Below are 17,719 nucleotides of genomic sequence, written 5' to 3'. Positions count from 1 at the left end.
TTCGACAGATGAAAGGCGATTCACCGGCGACACACAGGGGTCTCCCACATGTCGCCCGGATGAACAATTTGAATGGACGCTAACGTCCGGAGAAAGCACGGGCGCGACGCGCGATGCGCCGGACCGTCCGATTGCGCGGAATGAAGGACAGTTGGGCCGGTACGGCGCCGGGCAGCGCCAGCGCGGTCAGGCGGCGGCGTTTGAAGTAGCGCCAGGTGTGCGAGTTGAGGTGGGCCGAGAGATAGCGCTCGGCGTCCTCGCGCAGCCGCGGGTAGATCTTCGGCTGCATCGCGAAGCCGACTGCCTTGAGGAGTCCGCCCAGTTCGGCCACGCGCTCCGCCGACGGCATCCGCCAGTCCGTCACCGCCTTCTTGTCGGCGAGGTCGGGCAGCACGTCGTCCACGATGGTCAGCGGCACCCGGTTGCTGTTCTGGTAGGGCGTGAGCCGGGCCAGCACGGTGTCCGTGCCGACGCGTGCGACCGGGATGTCGTACAGGCCGGCCGCGGTGAACAGCGCGGTGGAGAAGCAGCCGACGACCAGGGCGGGGCGCATCCGCTGGAAGGCGACCTCGGCGAGCACCGGGCGGTCCAGCAGGGTGAGTCGGGCCCCCAGCTTGGTCGCCTCGTCCTCCAGGAGGCGTGACCAGCGGGAGGGTGCCACGGGGTGCGGCTTGAACACCAGCGTGCGGTGGCCCAGCGCCACCGCGCCGCGCACCATGCGCAGGTGCAGCTCCTCCTCCTGCTGGTCGGTGAGGATGCCGAGCGCGGCGAGGTACTGGCCGAGGAGCAGGGCCGGTTGCCCCTCCACGGTCGGCAACTCCTCCTCGGACGCGGCGAGTTCGCCAAGTACCTTGAGGAAGGCCTCCGTCGGTACCAGCTCCGGCGGGACGCCGAACTCGGTGAGGAGCAGCGGGGTGAGGCCCGGGACGAGATCGAGGTGCAGCAGCCGCTCGATGCGGGTGCCGACCAGCGGGTCGATCTTGTCGCGCGTGGGGCCGTAACTTATGAGGCCGTCCGCGTAGACGTCGACCGGGGCGCCGGTGAACAGCTGGCACAGCGCGAGCGACGGATTGACCTGGACGGACTCCACGGCGAGCCGGATCTCGTCGTCGCCGAGCCGCCACAGCAGCCGTACGTACCGCTCCCACATCGGGACGTCGTCGCCCCGGGGGCTCCAACCGCTCGGGTGGAAGGGGGAGATGGTCTCGTTCCACGACAGCACGTCGTCGAAGCGGTCCCGGAGCCGGTCGAAGCCCGGCATGGTGTCCACCGACGGGGTGGTCTCCGGGTTCGCCGCGTTGTTGGTGATCAGCAGCAGCCGCCGGTCGGCCTCGCCGAGGAGCCCGGCGTCCAGGGCGGCGGCCAGCGTGGCGGCGCCGTACAGGGTCGACGCGCACAGGATCTGGGTGGTGCGGGGCATCAGGCGGCCACCGTCCGCGCCGAGGTGGGACGGCGGCGCAGACGCCGCAGCCGGCTCGCGCGCTGGGGGTCCATCGAGTCCATTACCTCCGCCAGAACATCCTGGGGCATGCGCTTCAGCGCGGCGGAACTCAGTGAACGCAGTTTTCGAGCCACGGCGGGTTCGAACCTCTCGATCGATCCGAGATGATGAGCCATGATCGCGCAATAGGTGCGCACCGCTTTTGGCAGCAGTTCGTCGGCGTCGCGGTCAGCCGCCGTCTCCTCGATTACCTGGTCGAACGCACGAATGAAATCGAGCTGCCGGACGTCTCCGATCTGGGTCAGCGACGAGGCGACCCCGCGTCGGTAGAACACCCCGAGCAGCCCCACCGTGGCGAAGGACTCCGCCTCGCGGTGCAGCTTCCAGATCCACGGCCGGTCCTCGGCCGTGCGCAGCCCGTCGGTGAAGTGCAGCAGGCCCCGGTCGACGAGTCTGCGGTGGTAGATGCCCGCCCAGGCGTAGGCGTAGTCCACGGACGTGGAGCGGTCGGCGGGCAGGATCGCGTCCCGCGGGTTCAGCACCACACCGCGCCGGCCCTGCGGGACCCGGGCGATCGAGCGGGCCTTCGCCGTGCACACCACGTGGTCGGTGCGCACGAAGTCGCAGCCGAGTTCCTCGATGGCGGCCAGCAGTCGCGGGAAGTAGTCCGGGGCGAGCCAGTCGTCGCCGTCCAGAAACGTCAGATACTCGCCACGTGCCGAGTCGATGCCGGTGTTGCGGGCGGTCGCCAGCCCTCCGTTCTTCTGGTGTCTGACATGCACGACGCCTGGCAACTCCCGCTCCGCGCGCGCGAGAATGTCAGGTGTCTCGTCGGTCGAACAGTCGTCGACGAAGATGAATTCGAAGTCCTCCCGTGTGTTCGCACGCAGGCTCTTCAGGGTGTCGGGCGCGTATTGCTGCACGTTGTAGAACGGCACGATGACGGAGAGCTTGACCACCCGCATGACGTTAGAGGGCGCTCCGGCATCGGTCTTTACCATTGGTTTGATGTCGGGTGAACGCCACGTGGCGAACCTGTGAACCAGGAATTTTTACACCCGCACCACGCCCTGATTCGCCATTCAGCGGTGTGCTGTTAACCGTTTGTTGCCTTCGGGTTGGGCCGATCAACGGAATGGCTTCCTAGCGTCTTCGGTGTGCCAGCAAGTGCAACGCAGACCCTGCGAGTCGCCGTTCTCGCGGATTCCGACACCCGGTGGAAATGGGGTTCGCTCACCGCGAACCGTATTGCTCCGCCGAATTCGGACATCTCTCTGGACGGGTACCTCCTGCGGGGTCGTGCCACCCCAACAGCCCGCCAGCTGAAGGAAGTCGGCGTCACCGCCGACTCCCTCCGCGAGGTGACCGCCGTCGAGTTCCTGCGTGCCATGGAGAAGGAGCCGTACGACCTCCTCGTGCTCTCCCTCGTCGGCGGCGGGGTCCAGGCGATGCTGCACGGCCTGGCCCGCGCCTGGGACGGGCGCACCGAGCGCCCCGTGGTCGTCACCGGCTATGTCGGCGTCGTCTACGAGAAGCTCACCGACGGCCTGCTGCTACGGCACGGCGCGGACCTCGTCCTCGCCAACTCCCGCCAGGACGCGGACCGTTTCACGGCGGTCTACGACGGGGTCGGCGCCGACTCCTCGGCGGTCACCGAGGTCGCCCTGCCGTTCCTCGGCGGGGACGCGTACACCGGTGAACACGACCCGTACACGGTCGTCTTCGCCGTGCAGCCCTCGGTGCCCGACAACCGCCGGGACCGCGACTACCTGCTCAACAGGGCGATCCAGCACGCCCGTTTCCACCCGAACCGCGAGGTGCTGCTCAAGCTCCGCTCCAAGCCGGGCGAACACACCACGCACATCGAGGAGTTGCCCTACCAGAAGCTGGTCCAGGGCAAGGACCTCCCCGCCAACTTCAGCCTGGTGTACGGGCACATGGGTGACGTGCTCGACCGCACCGACCTCCTGGTGACCATCAGCTCGACGGCCGCCCTGGAGTCCCTGCACCGCCGTATCCCCACCGTCGTGCTGACCGACCTCGGCATCCGCGAGGGGCTCGGCAACCACCACTTCGTGGGCTCCGGGTGCCTCGCCTCCTGGGACCAGCTCGACGCCGGGTACAAGCCGGTGCCGGACGCCGGGTGGGTGGCCCGGCAGGGCGTCGCGGCCGAAGGGGCGTACGAGACGGCCTTCGACGCGGCCCGCGAGCGCATCGCCAAGCTGCTGGCCGGTGACGGGATGCCCGCCCTCACCCCCTACTACACGCCCGAGACCGCCCCCGGCTATCTGCCCGGCATCCTCGCCCGCCATCACCTCGGCCCGGACGGCACCCCGCTGCCCGGCGCCCCGGCCGCGGACAAGGCGCCCGGTCCCGTCCGGCAGATCGTCCGCCGGGCCGCGCGCGGCGCCTACCGCCACGGCGTGCAGCGCGTGGCGCCCGTCATCCGCCGGATGGGGGAGCTGTGAACGCCAGAGCCGCGAACGCCAAGACCTCCGCTCAAGGAGCACATCCCATGGGAGTAGAGCCCATGTCCAACTCGCAAGCAGGGCAAGGCGCTTCGGTGCGCCGGGTGCTCGCGGTGATCCCCGCGCGCGGCGGCTCCAAGGGCGTCCCCGCCAAGAACCTCGCCCCCGTCGGCGGAGTGCCGCTGGTGGCCCGCGCCGTCCGTGAGTGCCGGGCCAGCCGGCTGGTGACGGACGTGGTCGTCTCCACCGACGACCAGGCCATCGCCGCCGCCGCCCGCCAGGCCGGCGCCGAGGTCGTGCTGCGGCCCGCCGCCATCGCCGGTGACACCGCGACCTCCGAGGCCGCCGTCCTGCACGCCATGGACGCCCACGAGGCGCTGCACGGCGCGGCCGTGGACGTGGTCCTCCTCGTGCAGTGCACCAGCCCCTTCATCGTCCGCGAGGACGTCGACGGCATCGTGAACGCGATCGTCGCGAACGGCGCCGACACCGCGCACACCGTCGCCCCCTTCCACGGCTTCGTGTGGCGCGACGCCGACGACGAGGCGACCACGGTCGTCGAGCCGACCCGCACCGGCGAGGTCGGCGGCGCCACGAAGGTCGCCAACCCGCCTGTCACCAGCGGCGGTTACGGCGTCAACCACGACAAGTCGTTCCGCCCGCGCCGCCAGGACCGCCCCCAGGACTTCCTGGAGACCGGCGCCGTCTACGGCATGGACGCGGCCGGGTTCCGCAAGGTCGGCCACCGCTTCTTCGGCCGCACGGAACTCGTCCGGACCGACCCCGCAAGGGTGTTGGAGATCGACGATCCCCACGAGCTGGCCAGGGCAAGGGCGTTGGCGCCCCTCTTCGACGCCGACCGCCCCGGCTCGCTCCCGACCGCCGACGACATCGACGCGGTCGTACTCGACTTCGACGGCACCCAGACCGACGACAGGGTGCTGATCGATTCCGACGGACGGGAGTTCGTCTCCGTGCACCGCGGAGACGGCCTCGGCATCGCGGCCCTGCGCAGGACCGGGCTGAAGATGCTGATCCTGTCCTCGGAGCAGAACCCGGTCGTCGCCGCCAGGGCCCGGAAGCTCCAACTCCCGGTCCTGCACGGCATCGACCGGAAGGACCTCGCACTCAAGCAGTGGTGCGAGGAGCAGGGCATCGCGCCGGAGCGCGTGCTCTACGTCGGCAACGACGTCAACGACCTCCCGTGCTTCGCCCTCGTGGGCTGGCCCGTGGCGGTCGCGAGCGCCCACGACGTCGTACGCGGCGCCGCACGCGCGGTCACCACCGTGCCCGGTGGCGACGGCGCTGTCCGAGAGATCGCCAGCTGGATCCTCGGCCCCTCTCTCGATTCCCTCACCCAGTAAGGAAACCCGCTGTCATGAGCAACAACTCCCGTCTGCGCCAGTTCGGTTCGAAGACCGCAGGCCCCGGCCACCCCGTCTACGTCGTCGGCGAGATCGGCATCAACCACAACGGTGAGCTGGAGAACGCCTTCAAGCTGATCGACGCCGCCGCCGAGGCCGGCTGCGACGCCGTCAAGTTCCAGAAGCGCACCCCGGAGATCTGCACCCCGCGCGACCAGTGGGACATCGAGCGCGACACCCCCTGGGGCCGGATGACCTACATCGACTACCGCCACCGCGTGGAGTTCGGCGAGGACGAGTACCGCCAGATCGACGACTACGCCAAGTCGAAGAACATCGACTGGTTCGCCTCCCCGTGGGACACCGAGGCCGTCGCCTTCCTGGAGAAGTTCGACGTCCCGGCCCACAAGGTCGCCTCCGCGTCGCTGACCGACGACGAGTTGCTCCGCTCGCTCCGTGCCACCGGCCGTACGGTCATCCTCTCCACCGGCATGTCGACGCCGAAGCAGATCCGCCACGCGGTCGAGGTCCTCGGCTCGGACAACATCCTGATGTGCCACGCCACTTCGACCTACCCGGCGGTGGCCGAGGAGCTCAACCTCCGCGTCATCAACACCCTCCAGGCCGAGTACCCGAACGTGCCGATCGGCTACTCCGGTCACGAGACGGGCCTGCAGACCACCCTCGCCGCGGTCGCGCTCGGCGCCGCCTTCGTCGAGCGTCACATCACCCTCGACCGCGCCATGTGGGGCTCGGACCAGGCCGCCTCCGTCGAGCCGCAGGGCCTGACCCGCCTCGTCCGCGACATCCGCACCATCGAGGCCTCCCTCGGCGACGGCGTCAAGAAGGTCTACGAGTCGGAGCTCGGCCCGATGAAGAAGCTGCGCCGCGTCAACGGCGTGGTGGCCGAGGCGGAGATCGCCGCGGCGGCGGGCGAGCCGGTCGCGGTCTGAGTCTGAACCATCAAGCGCCAGCGCCAGCGTCACTTACGGTCACGGGACGGTCGTACGACAATGAGCCCCCACGCCGGCACCGCCGGCCTCACCCCCCACACTCTCGCGTTCGTGGAGAGTCCGGTACAGCTTCTGAACGTGCTGGAGTGGGCGCACCTGCGTGCGCCCAGGGCCGAGGAGGCACCCGGCGGGTCCGGCGGGGGGCTCACCCTCGTGGTCCTGTCGCCGACCGACCCGATGACCCGCGGCCAGCTGCGCCGCATGGCCGACCTCGCCCGCGACGAGGGCCACACCGTGCGCTGGGAGGAGGCGCGGGGCGGACCCCTGGCCCCCTTCCAGACCATCGGCGGCCTCACCCGGCTCCTCCGCCGGGCGGACCGGATCGTCATGGGCGACCCGTTCTCGCGCTACGTACAACTCCTGCTGACCATCACCAAGGCACGTGACCTGGTGGTGGTCGACGACGGCACCGCGACGATGGAGTTCGTCGCCCAGCTCGCCAGCGGCGAACGCCTGGTCCGCTGGCACCGCAAGGGCGGCCGCCCCGGCCCCCGCGACCTGATCTTCGCCCCGGTCTCCTCGGCGGCCCGCCGCCGCCTGACCCCGAGCGCCCGCCGCAAGGTGGAGATCTTCTCCTCGATGCCGATCGAGACGACTCCCGAGGGCGTCACGATCACGGCCAACGCCTTCGCCTGGACCCGCGCCACCTTCGGCCCGCCCCGCATCACCAAGGGCGCGGACATGGTCGGCACGTCCCTGGTGGAAACCGGCGTGGTGGACAACGACCGCTACCTGGAGGCGGTCGCCACCCTCGCCAAGACCCACGGCGCCACCCGCTACTTCGCCCACCGCCGCGAAAGCACGGAGAAACTCCACCGGTTGGCGGTGGAGACGGACCTGGAGATCGTCCGCCCGGACCTCCCTCTGGAACTGATCGCCCGCCGCGGCCCCATCGGCCGTACGATCCTCAGCTTCCCCTCGACGGTCGTCCACACCCTGCCGCTGGCCCTGGTGGGCACGGAGGTCCGGGTCGCGGTCTGCGACATCGACCCCGCATGGCTGACCGAGAACGCCTCGCCCCGCGCACAGGGGTTCCTGTCGGGGGTCACGGGGACGGCACGGGATGTGCATCGGCTGTCGGCGGTCACGGCGGCGTAGGGCGGGTCCGGGCGGGGGCGTCCTGACACCCTCAAGGCACGCGACCACAAACAGGAAGCGCGCCTACGACCCCGCCCACCGCCGGCACCCCGTTCGCCGCCCTGCACTGCGAACTGACACCGAACCCGTGGCACGACCCCGAGCACGACGCGTATCAGCTCTTCTACCGGCGATCCCTCGCGAGGGGCCGGCCGACGGCCACTGTCCCCGACTGTGCCGCCCGGATCGGGGTGCGTTCGCCGCTGCCGCTCACCGTCACGGCTCAGTCGGCCGCCGGGGGCTTGTAGGCCAGGATGAAGGCCCGTGGCCGCTTCTCCTCGTCCTGGGGCTTGCGGAGGACCTCGGCGTACAGGGGCAGGCCCGCCCGGGTGAGGAACGAGGCGACCCTGGCCGGAGTGCGGAAGTAGTAGTCCAGCGAGATGTCCTGGCCGTAGCGCTCCGACAGGTGCAGGTGTTCGTCCTCGGCGGCCTGGAAACCGAGCAGGACGTAGCCGCCCGGCCGTAGGACCCGGTGGAACTCCGCGAAGACGCCGGGCAGGCGGTCGTCCGGGATGTGGATCGTGGAGTAGAGGGCGATCAGGCCGTCGAGGGTCGCGTCCGGTACGTCCAGGGATGTCATCGAGCCGACCTGGAAACGGAGTTGGGGATGCGCCTCGCGGGCCAGCGCCACCATGTGCGGGGAGATGTCGATGCCGAAGGCCCGGAGGCCGAGGGCGTTCAGGCGCGCGGTCACGTAGCCGGGGCCGCTGCCGATATCGGCCACCTGCGCCTCGCCCGCGGTCGCCGTACGGACGAGCTCGGCGAAGGCGGTCAGCAGGCCCGTCTCGACGGGGCCCTCGCCCAGGCCGTCGGGGTGTTCGGCGCTGTACGCCGGCGCGATCGCGTCGTAGGAGGAGCGGGTGGCCTCTATGAAGTCCGCGGTCAGGTCCGCGTTCGGGTCGGTCACGTCGGCGGACCCTACCAAGGGACACGTCGGGTGACCGTGTCCGTGATGCGGACGGGGCGAGCCGTGCTGGGGTGAGGCGTGGTATCCCAGAAGGAGCAGGGAGTTTACCCATCTCCACTAGCGGCTATGCGGTCGGCGGTCAGATTTTCTTCGACTAACGGGTTGAACTTTTGTTGATCGAGGGTCAGTTGACCACCCGGGCGCCCTACCCTTCAGAGGGTGAAGCAATTGATGTCACCAGAGTCCGAGGCAGAGTCCGAGGCCGAATCCGTCGGGAACGTGCTTCCGGGCACGCTGTCGGAGACCTTGCGTGCCGAACTCGTCGCGTTCCGGCGGGACTTGCACATGCACCCCGAGCTGGGCACCCAGGAGTTCCGGACCACCGCGGCGATCAAGGCGCGGCTGGAACTGGCCGGTCTCGAACCCCGGGTCCTCGCCATGGGCACCGGGCTCGTCTGTGACATCGGACCCCGCGACACCGCCGTACCCATGCTCGCGCTGCGCGCCGACATCGACGCCCTGCCCATCCCGGACACGAAGAGTGAGTGCGCGTACCGCTCCACCGTGCCCGACCGCGCCCACGCCTGCGGCCACGACGTCCACACCACCGTGGTGCTCGGCGCCGGTCTCGTGCTGGCCCGCCTGCACGAGCAGGGACTGCTGCCGCGTGCGGTACGGCTGCTCTTCCAGCCTGCCGAGGAGGTCCTGCCCGGCGGTGCCGCCGACGCCATCGAGTGCGGGGTGCTGGACGGGGTCGGCCGGATCATCGCCGTGCACTGCGACCCCAAGGTCGACAGCGGGCGGATCGGGCTGCGCATCGGTCCCATCACCTCCGCCTGCGACCGCCTGGAGGTCTCCCTGGACGGCCCCGGCGGACACACCGCCCGGCCGCACCTCACCACCGACCTCGTGACCGCCGCCGCCCGCGTCGCCACCGACGTGCCCGCGATCGTCGCCCGAAGGATGGACGCGCGGAGCGGGGTGTCCGTGACCTGGGGACGGATCGAGTCCGGCCACGCGCCCAACGTCATTCCGCAGCACGCCGAGCTGTCCGGCACCGTACGGTGTCTCGATCTCGACGCCTGGCGGCAGGCGCCCGACATCGTGCACGCGGCGATCGACGAGGTCGCCGGGCTGCACCGGGCCAAGTCCGCGATCACCTATGTGCGCGGGGTGCCGCCGGTCGTCAACGACGCGCTCGTCACCGAGCTGCTGCGGGACGCCATGACCGCGCGCCGCGGCCCGCTCTCCGTCGAGGACACCGAACAGAGCCTGGGCGGCGAGGACTTCTCCTGGTACCTGGAGCACGTGCCCGGCGCCATGGCCCGGCTCGGCGTGCGGACTCCGGGGGAGCGCACCGTACGGGATCTCCACCAGGGCGACTTCGACGCCGACGAGTCCGCGATCACGGTCGGTGTGGAGCTGTTCACCGCCGCCGCGCTGATCGACGGCGCGATCTGAGCGGAACGCCTCGGCCCAGGTGGACGTAGGGGCGCCCGTTCGGTACCCCTACGTCCCCTTGTGTCACCCGGGTGTAACCACCGGCGCGTGAACGTAACGCGGCGGCGGCACGATCCGGTAACGGCAAGGAGAAACCCCGTTCCCCTCCTCGTCTACGCGCGTTACTGTGCGCGGAAATCGCCACAGAGGCGGCGGCTTGGGGAAGCGGTCCGGTGACGGTGCCGTGAGGACGAAGGAGTGCTTGCTGTGCGTCAGACAACTCGGAGGACGAAGTTCTCCCAAGCAGCGGTGGCCGTCACGGTCATCGCCCTCGCGGCCACCGCCTGCGGTAGCTCCAGCAAGGACGCCGACAAGGCGAGCGACACCTCGTCGTCCTCGTCCGGCAAGTACACCGGCAAGGGCATCGGCCTCGCCTACGACGTCGGCGGCAAGGGCGACCAGTCCTTCAACGACGCCGCGTACGCCGGTTTCCAGAAGGCCGAGAAGGAGTTCAAGCTCACCGGCCGCGACATCGAGCCGCAGGACAACGAGTCCGACGCGGACAAGGTGCAGCGCCTGGAGAGCCTGGCCACGGCCGGCTACAACCCGGTGATCGGTGTCGGCTTCGCCTACGCGCCGGCCGTCAAGGAGGCCGCGGCGAAGTTCCCGAACATCACCTTCGGCATCATCGACGACGAGCAGGACAAGGCCGCCAACGTGGCCGACCTCGTCTTCCACGAGGAGCAGTCCTCGTACCTGGCGGGCGTCGCCGCGGCCAAGGCGACCAAGAAGAACCACATCGGCTTCATCGGTGGCGTGGACGTCCCCCTCATCCACAAGTTTGAGGCCGGCTTCGACCAGGGCGCCAAGTCCGTCAACCCGAGCATCAAGATCGAGTCGCAGTACCTGACACAGACCCCGGCCCAGGGCGGCTTCGCCAGCCCCGACAAGGGCAAGGACGCCGCGAGCGGCCAGATCGACGCGGGCGCGGACGTCCTGTACGCCGCCGCCGGCCTGTCCGGCCAGGGCGTCATCTCCGAGGCCTCGGCCAAGGGCGTGTGGGCCATCGGTGTGGACTCCGACCAGTACAACCAGAAGGCGCTCGCCAAGTACAAGGACGTCATCCTCGGCTCGGCCCTGAAGAACGTCGGCGGCGCCGTCTACGACCTGGTGAAGTCGGTCTACGAGGGCAAGCCCAAGACCGGCGTGATCCGCTACGGCCTCGACAACGACGGCGTCGGCTTCGCCGACTCCAACCCGAAGTACAAGGCCATGACCGCCGCCGTGGCGGCCGTGGACAAGGCCAAGCAGGACATCATCGACGGCAAGGTCACGGTCGCCACCACGACCAAGTGACGATGCCGTCGGTCTCCGCACGCTGACAAGGGAGCCCCGGGCCGTGATGGCCCGGGGCTCCCTCGTGTCCGCGCTGTCCGCGAGCGCTGAGCACGCTCATCGGGACCGGTCGGATCAGGGCGTTTCCGTCTCGGTGCTGAGGCTGAACACCTCGACACCGGACTGGGTCGTGTTGGTGGAGCAGACGGCCTTCGAGGTCTCGCCGGCGCGGGTGTTGACCCACTTGCCGTAGACGTTGAACTTGCTGCCGGTGGGTCCGATGCAGACCGCCTTCACCCGGTGGGTGTCGAAGCGGGTGACTCCCCCGGTGCACTTGCCGTAGCCGGTCGCCCGGTCGGCGGACGTCCAGGTCTTGCAGCTCGTGGAGGCCAGCGCGGGTGTCGCGAGACCGACCACGGTTGCCGACAGAGTCAGGCCGACGCCCACCGTGGTGGCAGCGAGCTTCTTGAGTTTCATGATCCTCCCCATGGATGTGAAAGACACGCCGCGGGTTGGTCCGGCCCGCGAAAGTGCGTATCTCGATCAAGGATTCTGGTGGGGGACCGCGAAGGAAAAGATCCTTCTGCGGGCGGATCTTGAAGGTTGGGTTGTCTGATACATGTCATCTGGTTGATGGCGTTTGGCAAAGGTTCAAAACGGTCGGATAACGCTCTGGCAAGTTGGGGTTCTCCCGCATGTCTACGCGCGTTACTCTGCGACGGAACCAGCGCCTGGTTGGGGCGCTTGCACGAAGGAGTCTCGTTCCATGCGCCGGGTGTCCCGTATTGCCGTTGCAGGCGTTGCAACCGCAGCTCTTGCCGTCACTGTCTCCGCTTGTGGCAGCTCGTCCAGCGAGTCCACCAGCAGTAGCAGCAGTGGCTCTTCCAAGGGTATTGGCCTTGCCTACGATGTCGGCGGCAAGGGCGACCAGTCCTTCAACGACGCCGCGTACGCCGGTTTCACCAAGGCCGAGAAGGACCTCGGTGTCAGCGGCCGGGACGTCGAACCGCAGGACGGTGAGTCCGACGCGGACAAGACGCAGCGCCTGGAGACGCTGGCCCGAGCCGGCTACAACCCGGTGATCGGCGTCGGCTTCGCCTACGCGCCGGCCGTCAAGGAGGCTGCGGCGAAGTTCCCGAAGATCTCCTTCGGCATCATCGACGACGACAAGACGAAGGCCGACAACGTCGCGGACATGGTCTTCCACGAGGAGCAGTCCTCGTACCTGGCCGGCGTCACCGCCGCGCTGACCACGAAGTCGAACACGGTCGGCTTCGTCGGCGGCGTGGACGTCCCGCTGATCCACAAGTTCGAGGCGGGCTTCGAGCAGGGCGTCAAGGACACCAAGAAGGGCGTCACGGTCAAGTCGCAGTACCTGACCCAGACCGCTCAGCAGGGCGGCTTCTCCAGCCCCGACAAGGGCGAGGCTGCCGCCGATGGGCAGATCGAGGCTGGTGCCGACGTGATTTACGCCGCCGCCGGTCTCTCCGGCCAGGGCGTCATCAAGTCCGCCGCCGCGCACAAGGTGTGGGCGATCGGTGTCGACTCCGACCAGTACAACCAGGCCGCGCTGGCCAAGTACAAGCCGTACATCCTCACCTCGGCGCTGAAGAACGTCGCGGGCGCGGTCTACGACCTCTCCAAGTCCGTCATCAAGGACAAGAAGCCCCTGAGCGGCGAGATCCGCGGCTCGCTGAGCAACGGCGCGGTCGGCCTGGCCGACTCGAACCCGACCTTCAAGAACAACGCCACCCTGCAGGCCGCCCTCAAGAAGGCCGAGGCGGGCATCAAGGACGGCTCGATCACGGTCAAGACCTCCTGAACCGTTGGTTCCAGGCCAGTCACGACCATGGCCAAAAGAGCGCTGTAATGACAGCGTTACGGCCACGGAACGGGGTGTGGGGAGGATGTCTCTCCGCGCCCCGTTCGCGCGGCAGAATGCTCGGAACGGATCGGATGCCAGACAAAAAACGATCAGGTCCGGGCACTATTTAAAGCAGGGGCGCTACGCGCGTAGAGAGGCCCCTTTCCACGAGGAGAGTTCGCCATCGACGCGTCCAGCAACCCTCCACTCGGCGATCAGTCGACGATCGCGGTCGAGCTGGTGGGGATCACCAAGCGATTCCCGGGTGTCGTCGCCAACAGCGACATCCGCTTCAGTGTCCGCAAAGGCACCGTGCACGCCCTGGTCGGCGAGAATGGCGCCGGCAAGTCGACCCTGATGAAGATCCTCTACGGCATGCAGAAGCCGGACGAGGGCACCATCGCCGTCGACGGCGAGCTCGTCACCTTCTCGTCCCCCGCCGACGCCATCGCCCGCGGCATCGGCATGGTCCACCAGCACTTCATGCTCGCCGACAACCTCACCGTCCTGGAGAACGTCGTCCTGGGCAGCGAGAAGCTGCACGGCATCGGCGGCGGCGCCCGCAAGAAGATCAAGGAGATCTCCGACCGCTACGGCCTGAACGTCCGCCCGGACGTCCTCGTCGAGAACCTCGGCGTCGCCGAGCGCCAGCGCGTCGAGATCCTCAAGGTCCTCTACCGCGGCGCCCGCACCCTGATCCTGGACGAGCCCACCGCCGTCCTGGTGCCGCAGGAGGTCGACGCCCTCTTCAGCAACCTGCGCGAGCTGAAGTCCGAGGGCCTCGCGGTCATCTTCATCTCGCACAAGCTAGGCGAGGTCCTCTCCGTCGCCGACGAGATCACCGTCATCCGGCGCGGCACCACCGTCGGCACGGCCGTCCCCTCCGCGACGACCCCCCGCCAGCTCGCCGAGATGATGGTCGGCAGCGAACTCCCCACCCCCGAGACGGCGGAGTCCACGGTCACCGACCAGCCCGTCATCGAGGTCAGGGGCCTCACCGTCTACGCGGCCGGCGGCGCCTCCCTGGGCGCCGAGTCCGAGCCCACCGCAGGCGGACTCCTCGGCGACCTCGCCCCGGCCACCGGCACCGCCAAGCGCGTCCTGGACGACGTCACCTTCACCATCCACGCCGGTGAGGTCATGGGCATCGCCGGCGTCGAGGGCAACGGCCAGACCGAACTCATCGACGCGCTGATCGGCCTGAAGAACGCCGACTCCGGCACCATCGGCTTCCTCGGCGACGACATCACCCCCTGGGCCACCCGCAAGCGCCGCGAACAGGGCATCGGCTACATCCCCGAGGACCGCCACCGCCACGGCCTCCTCCTGGAAGCCCCGCTCTGGGAGAACCGCATCCTCGGCCACGTCACCGAGAAGCCCAACTCGCGCGGTCGCCGGGGCCTCTGGCTCGACATCAAGGGCGCCCAGGCCGACACCCGCCGGATCGTCGAGGAGTACGACGTCCGCACTCCCGGCATCGACGTCACCGCCGCCTCCCTCTCCGGCGGCAACCAGCAGAAGCTGATCGTCGGCCGCGAGATGAGCCACAAGCCGAAGTTCCTGATCGCCGCCCACCCCACCCGAGGGGTGGACGTCGGCGCGCAGGCCGCGATCTGGGACCAGATCCGCGAGGCCCGCCGCGAGGGCCTGGCCGTGCTGCTCATCTCCGCCGACCTGGACGAGCTGATCGGTCTGTCGGACACCCTGCGCGTGATCTACGACGGCAGGCTGGTCGCCGACGCCGACCCGGCCACCGTCACACCGGAGGAGCTCGGCTCGGCCATGACCGGCGCCGCGACCGGTCACCTCGAACACGTCGAAGAGTCCGCAGAAGACGGCGCCGACGACACCGCCCCGGAGGACGAGGCCCGATGAAGAAGTTCGACAAGGAGCGCGTGCTCCTCGCCGTGGCCGGCCCGGTCATGGCGCTGGTCGCCGCGATCCTGCTGACCTCGGTCGTGCTGCTCGCCTCGGGCAAGAACCCGATCGAGCCGTACCACCTGATGCTCCAGCAGATCGGGTACTCCGACGTCCAGGTGCTGATCATCAACCAGGCGTCGATGTACTACATCGCCGCCCTGGCGGTCGCCCTCGGCTTCCGGATGAACCTGTTCAACATCGGCGTCGACGGCCAGTACCGCCTCGGCGCCGTGATGACCGCGGTCGTCGGAGCGCACGTAGCGCTCCCGGCCGTCCTCCAGGTGCCGCTGCTGCTCCTGGTCGCCGTCCTCACCGGCGCCTTCTGGGCCGGTATCGCGGGTGTCCTCAAGGTCACCCGCGGGGTCAGCGAGGTCGTCGCCACGATCATGCTGAACGCGATCGCCACCAGCCTGATCCTCTACCTCACGCAGACCAACACGTGGGGCGTGCAGGTCGGCAACAACATGACGACCGGCATCATGAAGAAGTCCGGCTGGATCCCGGGCATCGACCTGGGCTCGGACGTCGGCGAGATCTACGGCCTGGTCTTCCTCGCCGCGATCATGGGCGTCCTGTACTGGCTCGTCCTCAACCGCACCCGCTTCGGCTTCGACCTGCGCGCCACCGGCGAGTCCGAGTCCGCCGCCGCGGCCTCCGGCGTCGACGCCAAGCGCATGACGCTCACCGCGATGCTGATCTCCGGCGGTGTCGCCGGCCTCGCGGGTCTGCCGCTGCTCCTCGGCGACAGCCACACCTACAGCCTCACCTTCCCCGAGGGCCTCGGCTTCACCGCCATCGGCATCGCCCTGCTGGGCCGCAACAACCCCGGCGGCATCGCCCTCGCCGCCCTCCTCTGGGCCTTCCTCGACAAGGCGTCGCCCGCCCTGGACTACGCGACCCCGGTCGCGTACCAGAAGGAGATCGCGACGATCATGCAGGGCCTGATCGTCTTCGCGGTCGTCATCTCGTACGAGGTCGTCCGCACCTGGGGCCTGCGCCGCCAGCAGAGCCGCGTCGGCGCCGAACTCGCAGCCGCCGCCCGGAACAACTCCGAGAAGAAGGAGGTGGCGGCCCGATGAGTACCGCGACCATCGCCAAGCCGCAGGCGCAGCAGCCCGGCAAGAGCGGCCGCCGTTTCTCGCTCCCCGTGCTCCTGCTGATCATCGCGGGCGCCCTGATCCTCACCTCGCTGGTCCGCGTGATCACCGGCGCGGACGGCATCACCTCCACCGGCCAGATGTCCACGGCCCTCAGAGCGGCGGTGCCGATCGGCCTCGCCGGTCTCGGCGGCCTCTGGGCCGAGCGCGCGGGCGTCGTCAACATCGGCCTCGAAGGCATGATGATCCTCGGCACCTGGTTCGGCGCCTGGGCCGGCTACCAGTGGGGCCCGTGGGTCGGCATCGTCTTCGGCATCATCGGTGGCTGCCTCGGCGCGCTGCTGCACGCGATCGCCACGGTGACGTTCAACGTCAACCACATCGTCTCCGGTGTGGCCATCAACATCCTGGCGCTGGGCACCACCCGTTACCTCTCGAAGTTCACCTTCGCCAACACCGAGCAGGGCTCCGCCAAGCAGTCCCCGCCGATCGACTCGCTCGGCACCTTCGACATCCCCGGCCTCTCCACCTGGCTGGACAAGCTCAACGAGAAGCACTGGTTCCTGCTCTCGGACATCGCGGGCCTCATCGGCGGCCTGATCACCGACCTCTCCCCGCTCACCGTCATCGCGGTGGCCCTCGTCCCGGCCACCTGGTGGGTCCTGTGGCGCACCGCCTTCGGCCTGCGCCTGCGCTCCTGCGGCGAGAACCCGGTGGCCGCCGAGTCCCTCGGCGTCAACGTCTACAAGTACAAGTACATCGCCGTGATCATCTCCGGCGGCTTCGCCGGCCTCGGTGGCGCGTTCCTGTCGATCGTCGCGTCCAACGTCTACCTCGACGGCCAGACCGGCGGCCGCGGCTACATCGGCCTCGCCTCGATGATCTTCGGCAACTGGATGCCGGGCGGACTCGCCCTCGGCGCGGGCCTGTTCGGCTACACCGACAGCCTCAACCTGCGCGGCGGCTCCACCAACGTCCACGCCCTGATCCTGCTGATCGGCTTCCTGCTGGTCGCGGGCTGCGCGTACATGGTCTGGAGGAAGCGGTACGTCCCCGCAGGCATCACCGCCGTCATCGCGGCCCTGATGTTCGTCTGGTACGCCACCACCGACGACGTCCCGACCCAACTCGTCGGCGCCAGCCCCTACATCGTCACCCTGCTGGTGCTCTCGCTGTCCGCGCAGCACCTGCGGATGCCGAAGGCGGACGGCCTGCCGTACCGGAAGGGGCAGGGTAAGTGACCTCGCCCACCGCCGAGTTGGCCGTCGACTGGGACGAGCTGCGGGCGGAGGCGCGGGAGGCGATGTCCCACGCGTACGCGCCGTACTCGGGCTATCCCGTAGGGGTCGCCGCCCGGGTCGACGACGGCCGCACGGTCTCCGGCTGCAACGTGGAGAACGCGTCGTACGGCCTCGGCCTGTGCGCCGAGTGCGGGCTGGTCTCCAACCTCCAGCGCACCGGCGGCGGTCGGCTGACGCACTTCACGTGCGTCGACGGCAAGGGCGACATCCTCGTCCCGTGCGGTCGCTGCCGGCAGCTGCTGTACGAGTTCGGCGGCCCCGGCCTGCTGGTGGAGACACCGGCGGGCATCCTGCCGCTCTCGGAGATGCTCCCGCAGGCCTTCGGGCCGGACCACCTCACCAGGTAACTCCCGTGCGGCCCCGCTGAGTTGGACATCGATGCAACTCGTCGACTCCCTCAGCGGGGCCGCGCATTTTCTGAACGTTCGGAAG

16 protein-coding genes are annotated in these 17,719 nt (G+C 69.2%); 12 read left to right on the top strand and 4 right to left on the bottom strand.

All coding sequences use genetic code 11. From position 1 onward, the window contains the following. Positions 1-79 precede the first annotated feature (79 nt). Complete coding sequence (locus tag OG226_RS20340; RefSeq protein ID WP_329349654.1) at positions 80-1,420, bottom strand: polysialyltransferase family glycosyltransferase; 1,341 nt, start codon at positions 1,418-1,420, stop codon at positions 80-82. Beyond that, complete coding sequence (locus OG226_RS20335) at positions 1,420-2,400, bottom strand: glycosyltransferase family 2 protein (protein WP_329349653.1); 981 nt, start codon at positions 2,398-2,400, stop codon at positions 1,420-1,422. The genes OG226_RS20340 and OG226_RS20335 overlap by 1 nt, the downstream gene beginning before the upstream one ends. 198 nt (positions 2,401-2,598) lie before the next feature. On the opposite strand from OG226_RS20335, the gene OG226_RS20330 reads away from it, so the two are divergent. From OG226_RS20330 to OG226_RS20315, 4 genes are all read left to right on the top strand, one after another. Continuing rightward, positions 2,599-3,909: a DUF6716 putative glycosyltransferase gene (locus tag OG226_RS20330; protein WP_329349652.1), complete on the top strand. Its 1,311-nt coding sequence runs from the start codon at positions 2,599-2,601 to the stop codon at positions 3,907-3,909. A 62-nt stretch (positions 3,910-3,971) separates the two neighbouring features. Continuing rightward, positions 3,972-5,273, top strand: coding sequence for an N-acylneuraminate cytidylyltransferase (locus OG226_RS20325; protein ID WP_329353451.1), 1,302 nt, complete (start codon positions 3,972-3,974; stop codon positions 5,271-5,273). 14 nt (positions 5,274-5,287) lie between these two features. Next, positions 5,288-6,226: an N-acetylneuraminate synthase family protein gene (locus tag OG226_RS20320; RefSeq protein ID WP_327401749.1), complete on the top strand. Its 939-nt coding sequence runs from the start codon at positions 5,288-5,290 to the stop codon at positions 6,224-6,226. 60 nt (positions 6,227-6,286) lie between these two features. Beyond that, on the top strand, positions 6,287-7,384 hold the full coding sequence (locus OG226_RS20315; protein WP_328679778.1) for a hypothetical protein: 1,098 nt from the start codon (positions 6,287-6,289) through the stop codon (positions 7,382-7,384). Positions 7,385-7,646: 262 nt separating this feature from the next. On the opposite strand, the gene OG226_RS20310 is transcribed toward OG226_RS20315, so the two are convergent. Further along, positions 7,647-8,330 (bottom strand): class I SAM-dependent methyltransferase, encoded by a 684-nt coding sequence (locus tag OG226_RS20310; protein WP_329349651.1) that lies wholly within the window; start codon positions 8,328-8,330, stop codon positions 7,647-7,649. Positions 8,331-8,561: 231 nt separating this feature from the next. Here OG226_RS20310 and OG226_RS20305 point away from each other — a divergent pair, with 231 nt between their 5' ends. Further along, complete coding sequence (locus OG226_RS20305) at positions 8,562-9,791, top strand: amidohydrolase (RefSeq protein ID WP_328679774.1); 1,230 nt, start codon at positions 8,562-8,564, stop codon at positions 9,789-9,791. Between the two features lie 288 nt (positions 9,792-10,079). Beyond that, on the top strand, positions 10,080-11,126 hold the full coding sequence (locus OG226_RS20300) for a BMP family lipoprotein (RefSeq protein ID WP_328686373.1): 1,047 nt from the start codon (positions 10,080-10,082) through the stop codon (positions 11,124-11,126). 114 nt (positions 11,127-11,240) lie between these two features. Here OG226_RS20300 and OG226_RS20295 read toward each other — a convergent pair whose 3' ends face one another. Beyond that, on the bottom strand, positions 11,241-11,582 hold the full coding sequence (locus OG226_RS20295; protein WP_328679771.1) for a hypothetical protein: 342 nt from the start codon (positions 11,580-11,582) through the stop codon (positions 11,241-11,243). A 10-nt stretch (positions 11,583-11,592) separates the two neighbouring features. Here OG226_RS20295 and OG226_RS20290 point away from each other — a divergent pair, with 10 nt between their 5' ends. The 6 genes from OG226_RS20290 to OG226_RS20265 all read left to right on the top strand — a co-directional run bounded on the left by OG226_RS20290 (position 11,593) and on the right by OG226_RS20265 (position 17,634). Beyond that, positions 11,593-11,721, top strand: a complete 129-nt coding sequence (locus OG226_RS20290) for a hypothetical protein (RefSeq protein ID WP_328679769.1) — start codon at positions 11,593-11,595, stop codon at positions 11,719-11,721. 150 nt (positions 11,722-11,871) lie between these two features. After that, positions 11,872-12,927 (top strand): BMP family lipoprotein, encoded by a 1,056-nt coding sequence (locus tag OG226_RS20285; protein ID WP_328679768.1) that lies wholly within the window; start codon positions 11,872-11,874, stop codon positions 12,925-12,927. Between the two features lie 267 nt (positions 12,928-13,194). Then, entirely contained in the window at positions 13,195-14,844 is a 1,650-nt protein-coding gene (locus tag OG226_RS20280) for an ABC transporter ATP-binding protein (RefSeq protein ID WP_328686372.1), read from the top strand. After that, positions 14,841-15,968, top strand: a complete 1,128-nt coding sequence (locus OG226_RS20275; protein WP_328679765.1) for an ABC transporter permease — start codon at positions 14,841-14,843, stop codon at positions 15,966-15,968. The genes OG226_RS20280 and OG226_RS20275 overlap by 4 nt, the downstream gene beginning before the upstream one ends. After that, complete coding sequence (locus OG226_RS20270; RefSeq protein WP_328679764.1) at positions 15,965-17,227, top strand: ABC transporter permease; 1,263 nt, start codon at positions 15,965-15,967, stop codon at positions 17,225-17,227. The genes OG226_RS20275 and OG226_RS20270 overlap by 4 nt, the downstream gene beginning before the upstream one ends. Then, the gene (locus OG226_RS20265) at positions 17,224-17,634 is read left to right on the top strand and encodes a cytidine deaminase (RefSeq protein WP_329349650.1); all 411 of its coding nucleotides are present in this window, start codon (positions 17,224-17,226) and stop codon (positions 17,632-17,634) included. Before OG226_RS20270 ends, OG226_RS20265 begins: the two co-directional genes overlap by 4 nt. The last annotated feature ends 85 nt before the right edge of the window (positions 17,635-17,719 follow it).

Origin of the sequence: Streptomyces sp. NBC_01261, assembly GCF_036226385.1 — a bacterium.
Classification (GTDB): Bacteria; Actinomycetota; Actinomycetes; order Streptomycetales; family Streptomycetaceae; genus Streptomyces.
The sequence above is the reverse complement of the archived record's forward strand: the minus strand, read 5'-3'. Positions and strand labels throughout refer to the sequence as shown.